The following is a 19,981-nucleotide window of genomic DNA, read 5'->3' as shown; positions in this document are numbered from 1 at the left end:
TCGGAGTGTTGCCGGGAGCGGCGTGCATGAGCGGGCAGACGTTGAAAGTACGATCGCCCAATGTCTGATACGACCGAAACCACGCCCGGCTGGCTCACCTCCGACGATCTTGAACTGGCGCGCGCCCGCATGCCGATCCTGTACGTCGAAGCCGTACCGGTGCGAGTCGACAACAATGGTGAAGTCACCCACATCGGACTGCTGTTGCGCATCGGGCGGGACGGGACGGTCAGCCGCTCCTTCGTCTCCGGCCGGGTGCTGCACCACGAACGCGTCCGTGACGCGCTGCTGCGCCATCTGGAGAAGGACCTCGGCCCGGTCGCCCTGCCGCGCGTGCCGGCGTCCCTGCAGCCTTTCACTGTGGCCGAGTACTTCCCGACGCTCGGCGTCACGCCGTTCCACGACCCGCGCCAGCATGCCGTGTCGCTCGCGTACATCGTCCCTGTGAGCGGTGACTGCCGGCCCCGGCAGGACGCACTCGACCTGGTCTGGTTCACCCCGGAGGAGGCTTCGTCGCAGATGGTCCAGAACGAGATGCCGGGCGGGCACGGCGTCCTCCTGAAGCAGGCCCTCGCGCACGTGGGGGCCCTTTCCTGAACCATGGTCCAGGCGGTTGTCCCGTGAACGCCGCGGCGGCTCCCTGGCAACTACCTCAGAGGTAATCGACCGCTCAACCGCCCCCGGTCTACGTTCGGGTCCTCGTCTTTGCGCCGCGAGGACCCGAACGAGGGAGCCCGACCGTGCCCGCCTATGGCTTCGCGCATCTGCGCAGCCGCCGGCATCACGCCGACATCATCGAGTACCTGGAGCGCATCCAGGCCACGCTCGACCCCTTCGAGGGCCGCTTCGTCATCCACGGCCCGCCCGCCGAAGTGGTCGAGGGGAGCTGGCCGGGCAGCATGGTGCTGATCGAGTTCCCCGGCCTCGCCGAGGCGCGTGCCTGGTACAACTCGCCCCCGTACCAGGACATTCTGCGGCTGCGGACCGACCACATCGAGGGCGATCTGCTGCTGATCGAGGGCGTCGGACCGGACTACGACCCGACCGAACGGGCCGCGAAACTGCGTGCGGAGGCGGCACGGCCGGGCGAATAGCCGAGGCCCGAGAGCGTCACCCTCAGGACGCGGTCGGGGTCGGCGAGGCGCCTGTCCCGGACTTCGAGCGGGCGCCGTCGCACACGAGGTTGACGATGACCGTGACCGGCGTCGTGGCGGACGCCGCCGTCGCGGGCAGGAGGGTGGCCGCCGCCGTCCAGTTGCCCTTGCGCAGGGTGAGGGTGGCGCCGCCGATGTCAGGGCCGGTCCTCCAGCCGTGGTCGGAACGGGCACGGGCGAAACCGGACTTCAGGGCCGTGCCGGCCTTGGCCTGTTCACTACGGCCCGTCAGCCGCTCGGTGCACTCGATCACGATCTGATCCTGGGGTGCCCGATCGAGCCTGACGCCCTCCGCCGCAAGCGCGGACGTCAGCTCGCGCACCGCCGTGTCCGCCGACAGCCGCGGTTCCGCGGACCGTGACGGCAGCGGGCCCTTGTCGTCGAGAAGGCGGGTGCAGCCCGTCGCGGCCGCTGTCGCGGTCACCGCCATGACCAGTGTCACGATGTGCGTCGTCACCTGACGGCGTCGCATGATCCCGTCCATCCCCTCGAAACCACATGGCAGACCAGTCTCCCATCCGTGAGCCGCGGGACTGCGGGACCCCGGCCCTGCGATGCGATGAGCGTGTGTCCAGGGGGAATAGCGGCGTCAGATCGGGACTTGACCCGTATATGACCGACACGTCGTTCAGCCCGCGCACGCTGCTCGCCCAGAGCCGACTCGGTGTCCTCGCCACGATCAAGTCGGACGGCCTGCCTCAGCTCTCCCCTGTCATGCCCTTCTACGACGAAGAGGCCGGCCTCCTCTACGTCTCTATGACCGAGGGACGCGCCAAGACGGCGAATCTGCGCCGTGACCCGCGCGCCGCCCTGGAAGTCACCAGCGCCGACGGCTGGTCGTGGGCCACGGCCGAGGGCCCGGTGACGCTCGTCGGACCGGGAACGGACCCGCACGGCCCCGAGGTGGAGGCCCTCGTGAGCTATTACCGCTCGGCATCCGGCGAGCACCCCGACTGGGACGAGTACCGGTCGGTGATGGTGAGGGACCGCAGGGTGCTCATGACGATGACAGTCGAGCGCGTCTACGGGTCACAGGCAGGCTGACGCGTTCGCCGGGTCACTCCTCGTGAGGGAACTCGCCGCCGGCGCTGCCCGCGGCGGTCCTCCGGCCGGCGCTTCGCCCCTGATTACGCACAGTGTTACAAAGGGGATATGACGCAGTCCCTCGGGCGGCCTGCCGCCCGCCAGGAGGGAACCGTCTTCGGGGAGCCGCGGCCCTCCTGGGGACAGGGCCTCCGCTCCCTTGTCAGCGTGCACAGCGTCGCAGGCCAGGTGTTTCTGCTGCAGCTGATACTGACCGTGCTGCTCGTTGTCGCGGCCGGGACGGCGCTCGTGCTCCAGGCCAGGGACTCGTCCATGCGGGAGGCCGCGCAGCGCTCGGTCGCGACCGCCGAGGCGTTCGCCCGCGCCCCGGGGACGCTGAGCGCCATGAAGTCCGCCGACCCGAGCGCCGCACTCCAGCCCAGCGCGGAAGCGGTCCGCAAGACGACCGGTGTCGACTACGTCGTGACGTTCAGCCCGACGGGCATCCGCTGGTCCCACCCCGACCCGAGCCTGATCGGCAAGCACGTGATCGGCTCGTTCGCGCCCGCGCTCGCCGGCCGTACGACCACCAGCACCTTCAACACATCCGTCGGCCGCGCCGTGAACACGACCGCCCCGGTCACCGACACCGACGGCTCCGTCGTCGGCCTCGTCAGCGTCGGGATCACCGTGGAGAACGTGAACGCCGGGGTGTCGGGCAGACTGCCCCTGCTGCTGGGGTCCGCCGCGGGCGCGCTACTCGTCGTGACGGCCGGGTCGGTTCTCGTGAGCAAGAGGGTGCGGCGCCAGACCCACGGCCTGGACCCCGCCGAGCTGTCGCGGATGTACGAGCACCACGACGCGGTTCTGCACGCGGTGAAGGAAGGCGTGCTCATCACCAGCGGGGACGGCTGCCTGCTGCTCGCCAACGACGAGGCGAAACGGCTCCTCGGGCTGCCTCCGGGTGCGGAAGGACGCAACGTCGCGGACCTCGGCCTCGCCCCGCACATGGCCGAACTCCTCGTCGCCGAAAAGGTCGTGACCGACGAGGTGCACCGCGCGGGCGACCGCCTGCTCGCGGTGAACGTACGGCCGACGGCCCTGTACGGCGGTCCCGCCGGCAACGCGGTGACGCTGCGGGACTCCACCGAACTGCGGGCACTCGCGGGCAAGGCGCAGTCGGCCAGGGAACGCCTGCAACTCCTCTACGACGCGGGCATACGCATCGGCACGACGCTGGACGTCATTCGCACCGCGGAGGAACTGGCCGATGTCGCCGTCCCCCGCTTCGCGGACGTCGTCACCGTAGAGCTCCTGGACGGCGTCATAGGGGGCGGCGAGCCCAGCGGCGACACCACCGAAATGCGGCGCGCGGCCGTCACGGGCATCTCGCGCAAGGACGTGTTCTATCCCGTGGGCGAGCTGATCCGGTACGCACCCGCGACGCCGATGGCCGTGTCCATGAGCCATGGCTGTGCGGTACTCGAGAGTGATCTGAGCGCGGTCGGCGACTGGCGGACTCAGGACCCCGAGCGCGCCAGGCGGATTCTGGAACACGGCGTCCGCTCCCTGATCAGCGTGCCCCTGCGCGCACGCGGCGTCGTGCTCGGCCTGGCGGACTTCTGGCGCATGGAGAGCACCGGGCCCTTCGAGCCCGACGACCTGTCGACCGCCGAGGAGCTGGCGGCCCGCGCCGCCGTGGCGATCGACAACGCCCGCCGCTTCACCCGCGAACACGCCATGGCCGTCACCCTGCAACGCAGCCTCCTGCCGGGCGCGCTCCCCGAGCAGTCCGCGCTCCAGGTCGCCTATCGGTACCTGCCTGCCGAAGCGGGGGTCGGCGGCGACTGGTTCGACCTCATCCCGCTGCCCGGCGCCCGGGTCGCCCTCGTCGTCGGCGACGTCGTCGGGCACGGCGTGCGCGCGGCGGCCACCATGGGGCAACTGCGCACCGCAGTCCACAACTTCTCCTCCCTCGACCTGGCCCCCGACGAACTCCTGAGCCACCTCGACGAACAGGTCGCCCGCATCGACGCCGACGTGGCGCGTGAGGGCGACAGCGTGGGCATCGTCGGGGCGACCTGCCTGTACGCGATCTACGACGCGGTCACCGGACATGTGACGGTGGCCTCGTCCGGCCACCCCGGGCCGGCGGTGGTCCGTCCCGACGGCACCGTCACCTTCCTCGACGTACCCGTGTCCCCGCCCCTCGGACTCGGTGACGGCATGCCGATGGAGACTCTCGAACTGCTCCTGCCCGAAGGCTCCCAACTCGTGCTGTACACCGACGGCCTGATCGAGGGCCGGCACCGCGACTTCGACACCGGCATCGAGCTGTTGCGCGCCGCGCTGGCCGACGGAGCGAACCGCACACCGCAGGAGACCTGCACGGACGTCCTCGACGCCGTGATGCCGGAACGGCCCGACGACGACGTCGCCCTGATGGTGGCCAGCACCCGGCTGCTCGACCCCAGCCGGGTCGCCGAATGGGACGTGCCCTCCGATCCGGCGGCCGTCGCCCCCGTACGCTCCGCGTGTCTGCGCCGGCTCGACGACTGGGGTCTCGACGGGATCGCGTTCACAGCCGAGCTCATCCTCAGCGAACTGATCACCAACGCCGTCCGCTACGGCACGCAGCCCATCAAGGTCCGCATGCTGTACGACCGCACCCTGATCTGCGAGATCTCCGACGGCAGCAGCACGGCACCCCATCTGCGCCGGGCCGCCACCACCGACGAGGGCGGACGAGGGCTGTTCCTCGTCGCCCACTACGCCGAACGCTGGGGCACGCGCTATCCGCCGCGCGGCAAGGTGATCTGGGCCGAGCTGTCTCCGCACGCCGGAGAGCCGGAACCCGCACCGGACCTCGGCGACGACTTCTTGGATCAGTGGGTCGAACCGGAGATCTGACGGGGCGCCGCGTCCGGCGTCATGCCCTGGTGGTGCTCGATCGGTCGGTGCCCGTGGGGGCGAGAACGCCGAGCCGGCGACGGCAGCGAGAGCGCGGCCGCGCCAAACAGGCCGTTCACCGACTACACAGGATCGGCCGACAGGAACACGGGGGTCACGGACACGGGAAAGCGGACGAGCGGCCCGTCACGCGTCACCGGTACGGCGAACCCGAACGCGTCCACGGCGTGAACCTCCGCATGAGGCCACGGACGTTCGATCGGCGTGGGCGGTTCGTCCTCGCCGGTGAGCACGTCCCCCGCTGTCCACACGACCTCCAGGGGGCCGCGCCCGGGCCGCGACACCTCGAAGACGTACAGGTCCGGACTTGCCCCGACCGCGAGGCGGCGCACGCCGTCGGCGCCGTCCAGATGACCGGCCAGGCGGCCGAACGCGTCGGCCGAAGGGTGACGTGAGGTCAGCTCCGGTCCGTCGTAGTCGAGCAGTGCGAGCTTGCCGAACAGGAACCCCATCATGTTCAGCCGGTCGTGGTAGCCGGGGATCTCGGGCGCGAGGTTCCAGCAGACGGTGCGGGACACGTCGGCGGCCAGGGCGAGAATGTTGCGTGTCACGACCTGGCGGCAGTTGATCCGGTCCCTGCGCGCGGCGAGTTCCGCAGGGCAGTCCTCCAGGAACATCCGCAGCGAGTCGGGGAGTTCGGCCTCCCGGGCGTACAGCGCCCGCATGGTGCCGCGGTCCGGCGGCTCCGCCTCCGCGCCGGTGACGGGGGACGCGAACGCCGCCATCATCTCCTGCTGGAACGCGGCCTGGGCCTCGGGGAACTCGAACAGGGTCGGTCCGTTGTACTCACCGGCCACCACAGGCCGTTCGTAGCCGTGCCGGCGCATCATCGCGCGCACGGACTCCACATGATCCGGGATGTCGTGCGGGTCGCCGTAGAGGTGCACGGAGAAGAGGTCGAACGCGTCGCGGCCGTGCTCCACCACATGGTCGAAGAAGGCGCGCTCCGCGCTGCCGGGCGGGCTCGACAGGACGTCGTAGCCGCAGCCGCCGAGGACGATCCGCGCGCAGGGGTCGGCATCACGCACCGCACGGGTGAAGGCCGTCAGCTGCTCGACGTACTCGGGCGCGGTGCCGTCCCAGAGGAGACCCGTGTTGCTCGGTTCGTTGTTGCACTGCCAGTAGTCGATACGGCCCCTGCAGCGGGTCACCAGGTGGCTCACGAAGCGCGCGTACCGCGCGTTGTCATGTGCCGGGGACGACGGCAGGAAGACCGAAGGGTTCCGCGTGGCCCAGGGCGAGCTCGAACACACCGTGATCCATGCCTCGTCGGCCGGGTCCAGCTGGTCGAGGATCGCGTCCACCACGGTCCAGTCGTAGCTGCCGGGTTCCGGCTCGACCTGTCCCCAGTAGACGTAGACACGCACCAGCGAACCGCCCAGTGCCCGGATCTGCGGGACGAAGGGATCCGGCTTGCCGAACATGCCGTAGCTGATCCCCCGGACGATGCCGAGCCGGATCCCGGCGGGCGCGGTGGTCGGGTCCATGGTGTACTCCTCACGCTTACGTTTACGTCATAAACTCTAGCTGATGTCATAAACTACAACCATGGAGGACGAGCAGACGGCGGCCGGAGGCTTCGGCGCGCCCTTGATCTGGACCCGTGCGGAGCCGCCGAAGCGCAGGCAGAGTCCGCTGGAGCGGGACGACATCGTGCGGGCCGCGACGGCGGTCGCCGACGAAGGCGGAGCGGAGGCCCTGACCATGGCCGCGGTTGCCCGACGCCTCGGGCCGTACACGCCGATGGCGCTGTACCGCCACGTGATGAGCAAGGACGGACTCGTCGACCTGATGCTCGACGCCGCCACCGCGGAGATCCCCGTGCCGGCGGATCCGGGCCCCGACTGGCGCGCGGACCTGCGAGGGATCGCGACGGAGAGCTGGGCCATGGCGAAGAGGCACCTGTGGTTCGCACAGCTCGTTCCGACCCGCCCGCCGCTGGGTCCCCATATGCTGCGCCGCACCGAGTTCCAGCTGCGTGTGCTTGTGGGGCGCGGCGCAGCATTGGGGGAGGCCGTCGCGTACGCCGCCCTGCTCGACCGCCATGTCTTCGGCGGAGCACAGCAGGAGGCCGAGGAGCACGCCATGCGCCGCCGCATGGGAATCGACACCCCCGAACAGCTGGCCGCGGCGGTCAACGGGGTCAGGGGAGTGGCGCAGCAGGGCGGGCACGAACTGCTGGCGCGCTGGATGAAGGAACCGTCCGGGCCCGATATGGACGAGCAGTTCGCACTCAGCCTGACGTTCCTGCTCGACGGTATCGAGGCGCGTCTGCCGGACCCGCAGGAGTGAGAGGTCCGGTGAGGTCGGGTGCTCCGGTGGACGGGTGCGGCGGCGCACGACGTGATGGCCAAGGATGTCTGCCGCAGAGGCGGGCCGGGAAGAGGAGTTGTGCTTGTCGCCGCCCTCGTGGGCTCACGCGTCGACGGACGCCCGCAGTCGCGCCCTCGCCCGCGACAGGCGCGAGCGGACCGTGCCCGGTGCTACGCCCAGAATCTCGGCGGCGGCCTCGGAGTTGAGCTCCGACCAGCCGCACAGGAGGACGACATCGCGCTCGGCGCGGTTCAGCGCGTCCAGTGCCGTGCGGGCGGCGGCGACCTGCTCGGCGTCCGCGATGCGGTCGACCACCTCGTCCGCGAAGTCCGGCAGGTGCTCGCAGGCGGGCAGCCGGGCCAGGGCCGCGCGGTGACGGCGGGCCGAGCGGGACTGGTTGCGCAGGACGTTCTGGCCGACGCCCAGGACGAACGGCCGGAGCGGGGCGTCCTCGCGGCGCACCGTCCGCCGGAGCCGCCATATCTCCAGAAAGGTGAGCGAGACGACGTCCTCGGCCTGCGCCCAGTCGCCCGTCGCGCGCAACGCCATGCGGTGCACCTCGGGAGAGGTGTCGTCGAAGAGCTCCGCGAAGGCATCGGCGTCACCCGCCCTGATCCGGGCGCGCAGTGAGTCCTCCATGACCGCATGCCTCCGTTTCGCGGCAGCCGTTGCGTGAGCCACGCCATGGTGCCGGGCGCCGGCGCAACACCGGACGACTCGCAGGCGCCCTATCGGTGAACACCTGGTTGAGTGCTCAAAAAGAAGGGTGCGGGGCCGCAACACACGGGTCTGACCGGACAGTCCCAGACGTGACCAGGACTCCATACGCCGCAATTCGCGCAAGAACGCACGCCGGACGGACAGCAACCGAACGCGCCCCACAGTCGACGGGGACCGTGGAAGAGAAGCCGGCGTCCGACGCCGGGCGCACCTCACCGCCGCCGGGCACGGCACACACAGCGCCTGGGCAGCGCCCTGACATCCAGGGGCTCCGGGCCCTCGCTGTCACTCTCGTCGTCCTGGGCCACGCCGGGGTCACACGGTTCGGCGGCGGCTACGTCGGGGTCGACGTCTTCTTCGTGATCTCGGGTTTCCTCATCACGTCCTCGCTCCTGCGCGAGCTGTCCGCCTCCGACCGCATATCGATCCGTGCGTTCTACGCCCGCAGGGCGCTGCGCCTGCTCCCCGCCTCGGCCCTCGTCGTCCTGGTGACCCTCGCCGGATCATGGCTGTTCCTGTCGAAGATCCGCTTCGCCGAGTACATGAGCGACGCGTTCGCGAGCGCCCTGTACGCGGTGAACTTCCGGCTCGCGGCCACCGGCACCGACTACCTCGCGGAGGGCAGCCCTCCGTCCCCGTTCCAGCACTTCTGGTCGCTGGCCGTCGAGGAGCAGTTCTATCTGGTGTGGCCGCTGCTCCTGCTGCTCGGCCGGCGGCTGTCGAGGCGTCGCCGCGCGCTCCTGGCGATACCCCTGGCGGCGCTGTGCGCGGTGTCGTTCGGGCTGAGCGTCCACGTGACCGGGCAGTCGGCGCCCTGGGCCTACTTCGGTTCGCACACGCGCGCCTGGGAGCTGGGCGCCGGAGCGCTGGTCGCGCTCGCCCTGCTCCGGCCTCCGCGTCTGCCGGCCGGCGTCGCCGTGGCGATGACGTGGGCCGGTCTCGCCTGCATCATCGCCGCCGCGCTGCGCTTCGACGCCGACACTCCCTTCCCGGGAACGGCCGCGGCGGCCCCCGTCATCGGTGCCGCCCTCGTCATCGTCGGCGGCACCTCGCCCGCGTGGCCGCGAGCGCGCCGGATGCTCACCGCACGGCCGGTGACCTGGCTCGGCGGCCTGTCGTACAGCTGGTACCTGTGGCACTGGCCGTTCCTGGTCATCGGGCCGAAGGCGCTCGACAGGCCTGCCGGCACCCACCTGGCGCTGGCCCTCGGTGCGGCCGCTCTGCTCCCGGCCTGGCTGACCCTGCGCCTGGTCGAGAACCCGGTGCGCTTCCACCGGGCGCTGCGCGGCCGTCCGGGCCGTGGCCTGCGGCTCGGCCTCGCCCTGACCGCCGTCACCGCGTCCACCGCGCTGATCGCGGCGGCGTTCCCGCCGTCGATCAGCTCCGGCGAGCCCGCTCCCGTACTCAAGGACGCCCTCGCCGCCGCCCCGGACCCCGGCGCGCGCCTCACGCAGGCCCTCGGCACGACCGGCACCCGCCTGCCGGACAACCTCACTCCGCCGCTCACCGGGATCACGGACGTACGGTCCGCCGTGTACCGGGACGGGTGCCACCAGAACTACGCCAGCACGAGCGCACCCATGTGCGTGTACGGAGACCGGTCCTCGAAGGACGTCGTCGTACTCTTCGGCGACTCCCACGCGGCCCAGTGGTTCCCCGCGCTCAACGTCCTTGCCCTGCAGCACCATTGGAAGCTGATCTCGATGACCAAGGCCTCCTGCAAGGCGGCTGCGGTCACCACCGTCAACGCACACCGTCCCTATACGACATGTGACCGCTGGCGCGCCGACGCGCTCTCGCGGATCGAGAAGCTCCGCCCGTCACTCGTCCTCGTGTCCTCCTCCGACGCGGGCACCCCGGCGCGGACGATGCGCGACCCGCTCGCGGGATGGACAGACGGCTACCTCCGGACGTTCCGGAAGCTCGCGCGATCAGGCGCCCGGGTCGTCGCGCTCCTCGACACCCCCTGGCCTCGCGAGGACGTGCTCGACTGCGCGGCCACCCACCCCCTGCACCTGCGGGACTGCTCGATCCGTGTCCCCAAGGCCCTGCACGACGTGACCCGCAGGAACGCCACGAAGGCAGCGGCACGCTCGACCGGCGTCCTGGTGATCGACCCGCAGCCCTGGCTGTGCACGACGCACGGAGACTGTCCCGTCGCGGTGTACGACACCTTCGTCTACCGAGACGAAAGCCACATGGCAGAGGGCTACGCCGAGGCCCTGGCACCCGTCCTGGGAAGGGCGTTGGAGGCCAGGAGCGGAAGCTGAGCACCTGTCCGCCCAGGACGGTCACGTCCAGGGTCTCTCGCCCGGATCACCCCGGGCTCGCGGGGCCCGGCACCGCTCCCTGGTCCGGCCCGATCCAGACGACGGCCCTTAGTGCGGCGACGTGACCGGGAACTCCGTACCGCAGGGGCCGCCCCCCTCCGACTCGGCCAGGAAGACCTCCTGACCCTCCAGCGTGAACGTGCGGTAGTGGCGGGCGATGCGGCGGGCCGAACGCGGGGCGTAGTGGCACACGAAGCTGCGGCGGAACCGGTCCGTGGTCGTGTTCGGCTCGGAGCCGTGGACCAGGCTGCCGTTGAAGAAGAGGACGTCGCCCGGCTCCATGTCGACCGGCACGCGCGCGAGGCCCGCCGGCGGTGGCACGTACTCCCTCGTGAAGTACGTGTCGGGGTCGGCCTCCTCGGGGCAGAAGAGGTCCATGAGGTGCGTGCCGGGGACGACTTCGAGCCCTCCGTTGTCGCGGTCCACGTGGTCGAGCGCCACCCACGCCGCGACACAGGTGCCCGGCTCTACCCTCAGATAGAAGTTGTCCTGGTGCAGCGCCTGCCCGCGTGCGCCGGGAGGCTTGAAGTACAGCATGCTCTGCGCTGCTATCGGCTCCTCGTCGATGAGCTCGGCGACGATCGCGGTGATCCTCGGGTCGAGCAGGTAGCGCATGGCGCTGTCGTCGATCAGGTGGGGGTGCATGATGCGTGGGTACTCGCGCAGCGGATCGTGCGGGCCGTCAGGATTCTGTGCCGACGGCTGAAAGTGGCCTGGTACGGCGCCTCGTTGGGGATATTCCATGAAACCGTCAGTGAGCGCGGCCACCTCTTCCCGTGACAGGAGCCGGCGGGCGATCGTGTAGCCCGAGGTCGCGAAGGTCGAGATATCGACTGTGTTCATACAACGACCGTAGAACCGCGCCGGTGTGCCAGGCTATGCGTGTGTCCGCCACAGACCTTCGTGAAACTGCTGCACCGCCCCCCGGCGTCCTGATCGTCGGCCGCCACGACGGGCAGCCCGACTACGCGGTCCGCAGGACGGCCGGCGCCCCGAGCTGGCTCCTGTTGTGGACGGAGTCCGGCGTCGGTCACGTCCGCCAGGGCGGCGCCGGGACGGTCGCGGGACCCGGGAGTCTGGTGCTGCTCGCTCCGGGTGTGCATCACACCTACCGGACCGCGCCGGACGCCGAGCACTGGGGGCTGTGGTGGGCCCACTTCCTGCTGCGCCCCGGCTGGGAGCAGCGCCTGCGCCCGTACGACCTCGGCAGCGGCTGTCACGTGATGCCCCGTGTCCACCCCGAAACGCGTACCGGCGTCGCCGCGGCGCTGCGGCAGGCGCACGCCGACAGCCGTTGGACCGGCGCCGGCGCTCCACCCCGACCGATGAGCGCCACGCGACGCACCGTCCCGGCCTCGGTGGCGACGGGCCCGGACGCCGCCGCGCTGGCCCTGGGCTCCGTGGAGCGCGCCCTGGTGCTGGCCACCTCCCCGTCCGGCGTCACCGGCCCCGGCGACGCGCGCGTGCGCCGCGCCCAGGCCCTGATCGACGCCGACCCGGCAGCCGCGCACACCGTCGACTCCCTTGCCACGGCGGTGGCCCTGTCACCCTCACGGTTCGCCCACCTGTTCGCCGAGGAGACCGGCTCCACGCCGATGCGGGCCCTGCGGGAGGCGCGGCTGCAGCATGCGGCGTGCCTGCTGACGGGTACCGAACTCACCGTGGCCCAGGTGGCCGCGGCCTCGGGCTTCGCGGGGCCGTTCCACTTCAGCCACGCTTTCCGTGCCAGGTACGGATCGCCTCCGAAGGAATACCGGTCCGCCGCCGGACGAGGACCGGCCCACGGGACGGACGCGGTGTCACGCAGGCGCGGACAACATGGCCCGGCGGCCCCCACAGCCGGCCCGGCGATGGCAGAGTCTCGCCCATGCTGACCTCGACGACGCCGCGGCGCGGACGGTGCGCCGCGCTCGCACTCCTGCTGGGCGCTGCTGCCGTGACGCTGACCGGCTGCGGCGAGGAGCACGTCGCGGACACGGCGGCCGGGCTGCCGACCTCATCCCCGAGTTCCAGCCCGCCTCCCGCGCCTTCGTCCGCCACGACGCCTCCTTCCGCTTCCCCTTACGTGGAGCCCGGAGTGGTCGATGGCGCGCCGCACATCGGCGACAACAACGCCTACCGCCGCGCGGGCGACATGTCGCCCGCCAGTGAAAGGGACGCGCGGCGGGAAGCCGCTCGCATCGAGCCCGTGCTCAAACGCCTCTGGGGGCAGAAGGAGTGGGACCCCGAGAGCGTCCGCGTGGCACTCCTCAAGCTCGGTTACGCGCAGGAGCGGAGCGGCGACGGAGGCGAGCGGGCCGGCGGGACGCTGAGCGTACGGGGGATGGACGCGCGCTACGAGACCGACCATTACGTCACGCCCGAAGGCGCACAGGTCGGCCTGCGCGTGCATGCCGACGCATGTGTGACGGCGTTCGTGCAGGAGACGAACTACGGGGTCAAGGTCAATGGCCCGTACATGGAGACCGGCTGCTTCGAGCCGCCCTACGGCCACTGAGCGCGGGACTGCTGGCCGGCGAGTGTCTGGGTGCCGATGACGCCGAGGAGCGCGAGGCGCTCGGCGTCCTGGGTGCCGGGCTCGGCGGTGTAGATGATGATGCGCAGGCCGGTGCCCGCGACGCTGAGGATGTCGCAGTCCAGCGTCAGGGCTCCCACCTCGGGATGATCGATGGTCTTGCGCGACGCCGCTGCCTGCCCGACGGCGCCGGAATCCCACAGCTCGGCGAACCGGTCACTGCGCGCACGCAGTTCCGCGATCAGCCGCCTCAGTCGCTGGTCCTGCGGATAGCGGCTCGCCGCCGCACGCAAGTCGGAGACCTGCGCCGTCTCGAGCGCGCGCAGGGACTCCGGAGTGTGACGGACGCGGCCGGGCGCGCCGAGGAAGTTGCGCCACACCGCGTTGCGCTCGTCCCCGTGCCGCTCTCCCATCAACGCCGTGTACAGAGGGTTGGCCAGCAGCAGCGTCCAGGTGGCGTCGGAGACCGCGACAGGCGTCCCGGTCAGCCGGTCCAGCATCCGCTGGACGCTCGGCGTGATGAAGGCGGGCACCGTGCCCTGCCCCGGCGGTACGAGCCCGGCCAGGTGGAACAGGTGCTCGCGCTCGCTCGCGGACACGCGCAGCGCCCGGCCCAGCGCCTCCACGACCTGTTCCGAGGGATTGGTCGCGCGGCCCTGTTCGAGGCGGGTGACGTAGTCGACCGAGATACCGGCCAGCATGGCGAGCTCCTCGCGGCGCAGCCCGGGCGCGCGCCGGCCCCCTCCGACGGGCAGCCCGGCCGCCGCCGGCGAGACGCGGTCGCGCCAGCGCCGCACCGTGTGCCCGAACTCCGTGGTCGCCATGACTCCACTGTGCACCGCCCGGCGCGGATCTACCTGGTACTGGGAGTCCCACCCGGTGAGCGCGAACCCGTGCCGATCAGGCGATGACCACAACCTGTTGATGCCTTCGAAGGTCTACCCCCGGGCAAGGCGGCGAGCCGCGCTCCATGAACTCGCCCGCGTCGAACGCCTGTGAAGGGTGCCTGGCCCGTGTTCGTCTTTCTGGCGCTGCCCGCTCTGCTCGCGATCCCCGTCTGGGTCATCGCGGTGGTCGTCAAGTTCATCTCCGTCGCCCTTCCCGGCCGCCGGGCGGACTGGTCCCTGGATCTGCTGCGATGGTGTGCCGCGATGGCGGCGGCAGCGGCAGTCGGTCTGTACGTGCTGGGGCTCGGCGCGGTGCAGCTGTCCGAACACGAGTCGCAGAGCGGCGCCTCGTCGTCACCGGCGCCCTCGTGCCGCGACGCCGTCGACGACAGAACCCTCCAGCACCTGGTCGGGCACCGGGCTTCCTATGTGCCGCTGCGCTTCGACTGCGTGCTGGACGACGGAACCACGTACCCCAGCAGCAGTGGCTACGCGTGGCTGAACGGCCTCACGGCCGCGTTCGGTGTCTCCGCCGGCCTACTGGTGGTGACGGCCGGGTCGGTCACGGAGGCCAGGGCCCGGGCACACACGAACGGAGCTAGCGTATGAGCGTGGGGGGAGAGACGTACGGGGCGTGGAGACGCGGCGATCGACGCCCGCGCCGCGCGTCGAGAGGACGGTGAGCCGGCCATGACGGACGACGAGCGGGAGATTCGGACCCTGGTCGAGCGATGGGCGGCGGCGGTGCACGCGGGCGACATGAAGGGCGTTCTGGCCGACCACGCCGACGACATCGTGATGTTCGACGTACCGCCGCCCCACGACGGCGTCCGCGGCCTCGACGCCTACCGCGAGACATGGCCGCCGTTCTTCGAGTGGCAGGCACAAGGGGCCGTGTTCGACCTCGTGTCGCTCGACGTCACCGCCGGCGACGAGGTCGCCTACGCCCTTGCCCTGCTGCACTGCGGAACGCCGGACGACCTGGCCGCGCAGCCGGAGAACCGCCTGCGCCTGACGCTCGGGCTGCGCAAGGAAGAGGGACGCTGGACCGTGGCGCACGAGCACCACTCGTTCCCCGACACCTCGGGCAGCGACGCGTAGGTCATGAGCCATGGAGCGGGAGTTGGTTCATACGGACTCCTGCCCCTGATCAGGGAGGCGGGAAGTTTGCTCAGGGCGGCCGTCCCCCGTGCCGCCCCGTCGCTCGGCCGAGGTGCCGGTTGCACGTAGGCGCTGCTACCACCTGCTGTCGCAGTTCACGAACCCCGCATTCCCGTCCGAGCCCGCACGCTCAACCGGCAGCGGTCCCGAACCACTTGGACAGGTGGCTGAGCAGATCCGGCTGATCCTCGCCGACCCACGCCACGTGACCGTCCGGCCGCAGCAGTACCGCGGGCACGTCCAGTTCCTCGCTGACGTCGACGACGTGGTCGACCCGGTCCGCCCAGCCCGCCACCGAGAGGTTGCCTGTCCGGTCGAGAAGCAGCCCGCGGCCGCCGTGCATCAGCTCGTACAGGCGGCCCCGCTTCAGCTCCACGTCCCGCATCCGACGGCCGAGCAGGTCGTGTCCCTCGCCGAAGTCGTAGCTGACCCCGACCGCGGTGATGATGCCGGTCACGTACCGGTTCACCTCCTCGAAGTCCATCAGCTTCGAGAACAGCTCCCGCAGTGCGGTCGCACCTGGATCGGTCCCCAGCAGGGTGATCTGCGCACGGGTGTTGTCCAGCACGCGGGCGCCCACCGGGTGCCGTTCGGTGTGGTAACTGTCCAACAGCCCGTCCGGCGCCCAGCCGTTGACAGCGGCCGCCAGCTTCCAGCCGAGGTTGAAGGCGTCCTGGACGCCGAGGTTGAGCCCCTGCCCGCCGGTCGGGGGGTGGATGTGTGCCGCGTCACCGGCCAGGAACACCCGTCCGACACGGTAGCGCTCGGCCTGGCGGGTGGCGTCGCCGAACCGGGACAGCCAGCGCGGCGAGTGTGCGCCGAAGTCGGTGCCGGCGATCGCTCGCAGTCGCTCCTTGAAATCATCGAGGGTCGGCGCTGTCGCACGGTCCTCGGCCACGTCCGCGGCGGGCACGACGATGCGGTACATTCCGTCGCCCTGGGGGATGACGCCGAACCGCAGTTGGGTCTTGCGGACTTCCTCGACGACGGCGCCGATCGTCTCCGGATCCTCGGTCGCGCCCATCTCGCCCAGCAGCGTCTCGATCGTGGCGGGCTCGCCGGGGAAGCCGATGCCGAGCTGCTTGCGCACCACGCTGCGGCCGCCGTCGCACCCGACGAGGTAGCGCGAGCGCAGCTGCGTGCCGTCGGTCAGCTCGACGGTCACTCCGTCTTCGTCCTGGCTCACCCCGGCCACCTCGCACCCGCGCCGGATGTCGGCCCCGAGTTCGAGCGCTCGCTCGTTGAGCAGCCGCTCGGTGACGGGCTGCGAGGCGGTGACGCCGAACGGGTGGGCGGTGTCCAACTGGTCCGGCCACGGCTTGACGATGCCGCCGTAGAGACCGCCGGCGCTGAACTTCTCGCTGACCGCGAGGAAGCGCTCCAGCAGGCCGCGCTGATCCATCACCTCCACGCTGCGCGCGTGCAGGCCCTGTCCACGGGACTCCCTGGTCGGCTCGGTCAGCTTCTCCAGCACGACCACGTTCACGCCGTGCAGCCGCAGCTCACAGGCCAGCATCAAGCCGGTCGGTCCGCTGCCCACAACGATGACGTCGATCATGAAATCCCCTACGTGACGAGTTGAATATCGGCCGGGCGGCCCGCGAAGTCCGGCCGGGTCCTGGCTCAGGCCGGCCATTCTGCGGCAAGACCGGGGCCTTGCCGCAAGGCCCCCTGTGCGCTATACGTTGAAGAGGGCAAGGGAGTGGACACTCTCCTTGCCCTTTGTCGTCTGCTGGGAAGTCGGGGTCGGTCAGGCTTCCGTGACGACCACGGCAGCCGTCCCGGCGTCCACGACGTCAGTGCAGCGCAAGACGGTTGACTTCGCCGAAGCGCCCCGGACCGCCCACCTGCGGCCGAGCCGTCATGAATTCCTTGCATCTGCTGAGCCGTCAGAGCGGACTGCATTTCGATGCCACGAATGCTGTCGACGCTGAATAGCACGTACTGCAAGGCCACGTACTGCAAGGCGGATAATTCTGCGACAAAGCGCGGCCCGCGAGACGGTGATCGACGGCCGTGCTTTTGAATCCCCCAGTGAAAGGGAGACGCGTGTGGCCCGTACCGGACGTCTCCGGTACGGGCCACCGCCAGGCGCGTGCGGGCTAGTTGACGGCCGCCAGGTCGGTGATCTTGCGGGTCTGGAGGTCCGACTGGACCTTGATCTTGGTGACCTCGGGGTTGGCGCCGTCGCTCCAGGTGAGCGTGACGAGCGAGGTCGCGTGGCCCGCGCCGGAGCCCGTGTAGTCGACCTTCCACTTCACGGGCACGTTCTGCGCGAACAGGATCCCGTCGGCGTGCTCCTTCGCCTCGAACGCGGCGACCTTCTTCTGTGCCGCTGCCGACAGGTAGAAGGAGCGCAGCGCCTTGGCGTTGGCGCCGGCGGCCGGGTCCTCGTTGTCCCAGATCGAGTCGATGTACGCACCGTAGAAATCGGCGACGCGGTTGATGGTGCTCCGCGGGTCGCCCTGGGACGCTGCGGGGGCGGCGGCCGTGGTGTGGGCGGACGACGTACCGGCCAGGGCCGGGGTGATCGCGGTGAGGGAGAGCGTGGCCGCGATGGCGGCGGAGGCGAAGAGAGCGGTGCGGGCGCGAGCGTGCATGGTCGGTGAAACCTTCCCCGTCATTCGGTGCCGCAGTGAATACTGCGGGCTTGTGGTCACGGGATAAGACTGCAGCCACGGCCCGTCAGTTCCGCCTTTCTTCGCATTCTTTTCGCGCGTGGCCGCGCTCGGGGCATTCATGAAATGGTTGTGCGGTCTGATGCAAAAATGACGGCAAAATCGCGCCTGCGTTCAGGGGCATGAGTATCCGTACTCAGGCCAGGATCCGGTCGGCGCGGAAGCATGGGCACATGTGGGGTCGGGTGGTCGATCTTGTCCTGGCGGTGTCGGTCACCGGCCTCGGATCGGTGGCTGTGGCGTTGTTCTGGTTCTGGGAGAGCCTGAAAGCCTGGGCGGCGCAGGGGAGTTCCGTTCCCGGCGCGACACGCCGGATCGTCGTGGCGCTGGGCGTCGGCTCGGTGCTGCCGGGTCTGGCCGCCGGCTTCTTCGCGGTGGGCTTGCCGGCGGCCGCCGTCTCGCACGCTCTGGTGGCATCGGTGCTGGGCTCGATCCTCGTGCTGGGCCTCGCGACGGAGGCCGGCCGGTGGATCTCCGGGGCCGGCGACAACGAAGCGAGGAACGCTGGTCGGTCTGCGCGAGGGGCGGGCGCAGGCCGACGGCGCGCTTGTCCGTACAGCCGGTGTCTCCGTAGGTTGACCCGATGGGTCTCTTCGACAAACTGACCGGCACCAGGCATCCCGACGCCGGTGTCACCCCGCGCCCGGCCGGAGAAGTCCGGGCCGCGCTGCTCGCGATCAACGGGCCCGACGTGCCGTACGTCGTGCGCAACGGCACCCCGGCCGAGGGTGCCGACCTCGTCGCCGAGTGGCGGGTCATGGAACCGGCCTGGCGCACCTTCTTCTCGCGGAGTCAGCTGAGCCGGACGCTGAAGACGAGGATGCGCCTGGTCCCGGAGAGCAATGAGGTTCGCGCGCTCGACGAGCAGTGGGAGGTCACGTGGGTCGGGGACACGCCCAGGTTCGCCCGGTCACGTGAGTACTCCCGAGGGCAGGTGACCGCGGTGAGCCGGCGCTGGGAGGTCAAGCGGGGGTCCGACGGCCGCCTGCACAAGACGGAGGTGTTCCGCTTCGACCCCGTCGAGATGAAGGCCCCGTTGCAGAAAGCGATCCTCGGCGCGGGGTGGACGTGGCGCGGAGTGGTGTTCAAGCTGTGACCGGCCGCCCGCCACATCGGTGGCGGGCATTCCGGCGGAGCGTCAGGCCGTGGGCAGGCCGTTGATCAGCGCGGTGAGCTCGGCCAGTTCGTCCGGGGTCAGGTCGGTCAGTGGCGGTCGGACCGGGCCCGCGCTGTGGCCTACCGCGTTCATGCCCGCCTTCACGATGCTCACCGCGTAGCCGGGCCGCCGGTTGCGGATCTCGGTGTACGGCAGCACGAAGTCGCCCAGGAGCTTGGTGACGGTGTCGTGCTTGCGCTCGCGGACGGCGCCGTAGAACTCGAGGGCGAACTCGGGCAGGAAGTTGAAGATGGCCGACGAGTAGGTGGTGACGCCGAGTTCGAGGTAGGGGAGAGCGAACGTCTCCGCCGTGGGCAGGCCGCCGATGTAGGTGAGGCGCTCGCCGAGACGGGCGTGGATCCGCGTCATGGCGTCGATGTCACCGACGCCGTCCTTGTAGCCGATGAGGTTGGGGCAGCGGTCGGCGATGCGGGCGAGGGTGGGTGCGGTGTAGACGGCGTTGGCGCGGCTGTAGACGATGACGCCGAGCGAGGTGGAGCGGCACACGGCCTCGACGTGGCCGGCCAGGCCCTCCTGCCCGGCCTCGGTGAGGTACGGCGGGAAGAGCAGGACGCCGTCGGAGCCCGCGCGTTCCGCGGCCTGCGCGTACTCGACGGCCGTACGTGTGCCGTATCCGGCCGGGGCCAGGACGGGCGTCGACTCGGGGGCGCTCCGCACGGCTGCGGCGACGACGCGTTCGACCTCGGCGCCCGTCAGAGAGAAGAACTCGCCGGTGCCGCCGGCGGCGAACAGGCCGCCCACCTCGTACCCGGCCAGGCGCGTGATGCTGTCACGGTAGGCGCTCTCGTCGAAGGAGTGGTCGTCAGCCTTGAAGTGGGTGACGGGGAAGGACAGCAGGCCGGATCCGATGCGCCTGCCGAGCTCTGACGGGGTGTAGGACGACGTCATCTGCGTTCTGCTCCTGGAGTCGGGTAGGGCGTGATGGGTGCCCTCGGTGACGACGCTACGAGCAACGACTCATGCCGGTCCAACACTGATTTCGCATCCGGTGATACAGGATCGGTATGACGTGAGCGGGGGAACGTGCGGATACGCGTCCGGCGCCCCTTTGAG

20 protein-coding genes are annotated in these 19,981 nt (G+C 70.6%); 12 read left to right on the top strand and 8 right to left on the bottom strand.

The genetic code is table 11. The annotated features are described in order from the left end of the window. Positions 1–60: 60 nt before the first annotated feature. The gene (locus tag ACZ67T_RS17490) at positions 61–597 is read left to right on the top strand and encodes an NUDIX hydrolase family protein (protein WP_100593395.1); all 537 of its coding nucleotides are present in this window, start codon (positions 61–63) and stop codon (positions 595–597) included. A gap of 143 nt (positions 598–740) precedes the next feature. Then, the gene (locus ACZ67T_RS17485) at positions 741–1,094 is read left to right on the top strand and encodes a DUF1330 domain-containing protein (protein ID WP_469984877.1); all 354 of its coding nucleotides are present in this window, start codon (positions 741–743) and stop codon (positions 1,092–1,094) included. A 22-nt stretch (positions 1,095–1,116) separates the two neighbouring features. Here ACZ67T_RS17485 and ACZ67T_RS17480 read toward each other — a convergent pair whose 3' ends face one another. Then, entirely contained in the window at positions 1,117–1,626 is a 510-nt protein-coding gene (locus tag ACZ67T_RS17480) for a hypothetical protein (RefSeq protein ID WP_469984876.1), read from the bottom strand. Positions 1,627–1,766: 140 nt separating this feature from the next. Between ACZ67T_RS17480 and ACZ67T_RS17475 the strand changes: the two genes are divergently transcribed. Further along, positions 1,767–2,198 carry a PPOX class F420-dependent oxidoreductase gene (locus tag ACZ67T_RS17475; protein WP_469984874.1) on the top strand — a complete coding sequence of 144 codons (432 nt, stop codon included), beginning with the start codon at positions 1,767–1,769 and terminating at the stop codon, positions 2,196–2,198. 108 nt (positions 2,199–2,306) lie between these two features. Then, complete coding sequence (locus ACZ67T_RS17470; RefSeq protein ID WP_469984873.1) at positions 2,307–5,087, top strand: SpoIIE family protein phosphatase; 2,781 nt, start codon at positions 2,307–2,309, stop codon at positions 5,085–5,087. 122 nt (positions 5,088–5,209) lie between these two features. On the opposite strand, the gene ACZ67T_RS17465 is transcribed toward ACZ67T_RS17470, so the two are convergent. After that, entirely contained in the window at positions 5,210–6,634 is a 1,425-nt protein-coding gene (locus ACZ67T_RS17465; RefSeq protein WP_469984871.1) for a hypothetical protein, read from the bottom strand. 61 nt (positions 6,635–6,695) lie between these two features. On the opposite strand from ACZ67T_RS17465, the gene ACZ67T_RS17460 reads away from it, so the two are divergent. Beyond that, positions 6,696–7,439, top strand: a complete 744-nt coding sequence (locus ACZ67T_RS17460) for a TetR/AcrR family transcriptional regulator (RefSeq protein WP_469984869.1) — start codon at positions 6,696–6,698, stop codon at positions 7,437–7,439. A gap of 123 nt (positions 7,440–7,562) precedes the next feature. Here ACZ67T_RS17460 and ACZ67T_RS17455 read toward each other — a convergent pair whose 3' ends face one another. Further along, entirely contained in the window at positions 7,563–8,099 is a 537-nt protein-coding gene (locus tag ACZ67T_RS17455) for an RNA polymerase sigma factor (protein ID WP_469984867.1), read from the bottom strand. A gap of 257 nt (positions 8,100–8,356) precedes the next feature. Between ACZ67T_RS17455 and ACZ67T_RS17450 the strand changes: the two genes are divergently transcribed. Beyond that, positions 8,357–10,450 (top strand): acyltransferase family protein, encoded by a 2,094-nt coding sequence (locus ACZ67T_RS17450; RefSeq protein ID WP_469984865.1) that lies wholly within the window; start codon positions 8,357–8,359, stop codon positions 10,448–10,450. A gap of 108 nt (positions 10,451–10,558) precedes the next feature. Here the strand turns inward: ACZ67T_RS17450 and ACZ67T_RS17445 are convergent, their stop codons facing one another. After that, positions 10,559–11,353 carry a phytanoyl-CoA dioxygenase family protein gene (locus tag ACZ67T_RS17445; RefSeq protein WP_469984863.1) on the bottom strand — a complete coding sequence of 265 codons (795 nt, stop codon included), beginning with the start codon at positions 11,351–11,353 and terminating at the stop codon, positions 10,559–10,561. 35 nt (positions 11,354–11,388) lie between these two features. On the opposite strand from ACZ67T_RS17445, the gene ACZ67T_RS17440 reads away from it, so the two are divergent. After that, a complete protein-coding gene (locus ACZ67T_RS17440) occupies positions 11,389–12,384 on the top strand; it encodes a helix-turn-helix domain-containing protein (protein WP_469984862.1) in 996 nt (331 codons plus the stop codon). Beyond that, positions 12,378–13,007 (top strand): hypothetical protein, encoded by a 630-nt coding sequence (locus tag ACZ67T_RS17435; protein ID WP_469984860.1) that lies wholly within the window; start codon positions 12,378–12,380, stop codon positions 13,005–13,007. The genes ACZ67T_RS17440 and ACZ67T_RS17435 overlap by 7 nt, the downstream gene beginning before the upstream one ends. Here the strand turns inward: ACZ67T_RS17435 and ACZ67T_RS17430 are convergent. Further along, a complete protein-coding gene (locus ACZ67T_RS17430) occupies positions 12,995–13,849 on the bottom strand; it encodes a helix-turn-helix transcriptional regulator (protein ID WP_469984859.1) in 855 nt (284 codons plus the stop codon). The genes ACZ67T_RS17435 and ACZ67T_RS17430 overlap by 13 nt on opposite strands. Positions 13,850–14,038: 189 nt before the next feature. Here ACZ67T_RS17430 and ACZ67T_RS17425 point away from each other — a divergent pair, with 189 nt between their 5' ends. Both ACZ67T_RS17425 and ACZ67T_RS17420 read left to right on the top strand, forming a co-directional pair. Next, complete coding sequence (locus tag ACZ67T_RS17425; RefSeq protein ID WP_469984857.1) at positions 14,039–14,521, top strand: hypothetical protein; 483 nt, start codon at positions 14,039–14,041, stop codon at positions 14,519–14,521. Positions 14,522–14,602: 81 nt separating this feature from the next. Then, positions 14,603–15,013 (top strand): nuclear transport factor 2 family protein, encoded by a 411-nt coding sequence (locus tag ACZ67T_RS17420; RefSeq protein ID WP_469984856.1) that lies wholly within the window; start codon positions 14,603–14,605, stop codon positions 15,011–15,013. Between the two features lie 190 nt (positions 15,014–15,203). On the opposite strand, the gene rox is transcribed toward ACZ67T_RS17420, so the two are convergent. Both rox and ACZ67T_RS17410 read right to left on the bottom strand, forming a co-directional pair. Next, a complete protein-coding gene (gene rox / locus ACZ67T_RS17415) occupies positions 15,204–16,631 on the bottom strand; it encodes a rifampin monooxygenase (protein ID WP_469984854.1) in 1,428 nt (475 codons plus the stop codon). A 544-nt stretch (positions 16,632–17,175) separates the two neighbouring features. Further along, a complete protein-coding gene (locus ACZ67T_RS17410) occupies positions 17,176–17,673 on the bottom strand; it encodes a hypothetical protein (protein ID WP_469984853.1) in 498 nt (165 codons plus the stop codon). Between the two features lie 200 nt (positions 17,674–17,873). On the opposite strand from ACZ67T_RS17410, the gene ACZ67T_RS17405 reads away from it, so the two are divergent. Beyond that, positions 17,874–18,356, top strand: coding sequence for a hypothetical protein (locus ACZ67T_RS17405; RefSeq protein ID WP_469984851.1), 483 nt, complete (start codon positions 17,874–17,876; stop codon positions 18,354–18,356). Continuing rightward, positions 18,335–18,847: a hypothetical protein gene (locus ACZ67T_RS17400; RefSeq protein ID WP_469984849.1), complete on the top strand. Its 513-nt coding sequence runs from the start codon at positions 18,335–18,337 to the stop codon at positions 18,845–18,847. Before ACZ67T_RS17405 ends, ACZ67T_RS17400 begins: the two co-directional genes overlap by 22 nt. Positions 18,848–18,889: 42 nt before the next feature. Here ACZ67T_RS17400 and kdgD read toward each other — a convergent pair whose 3' ends face one another. Then, positions 18,890–19,816 (bottom strand): 5-dehydro-4-deoxyglucarate dehydratase, encoded by a 927-nt coding sequence (kdgD, locus tag ACZ67T_RS17395; protein WP_469984848.1) that lies wholly within the window; start codon positions 19,814–19,816, stop codon positions 18,890–18,892. Positions 19,817–19,981: the final 165 nt, after the last annotated feature.

This window comes from Streptomyces sp. NPDC107517, from assembly GCF_055582645.1.
Note: the sequence above shows the minus strand (reverse complement) of the source record. Positions and strands in the feature narration are given on the sequence as shown.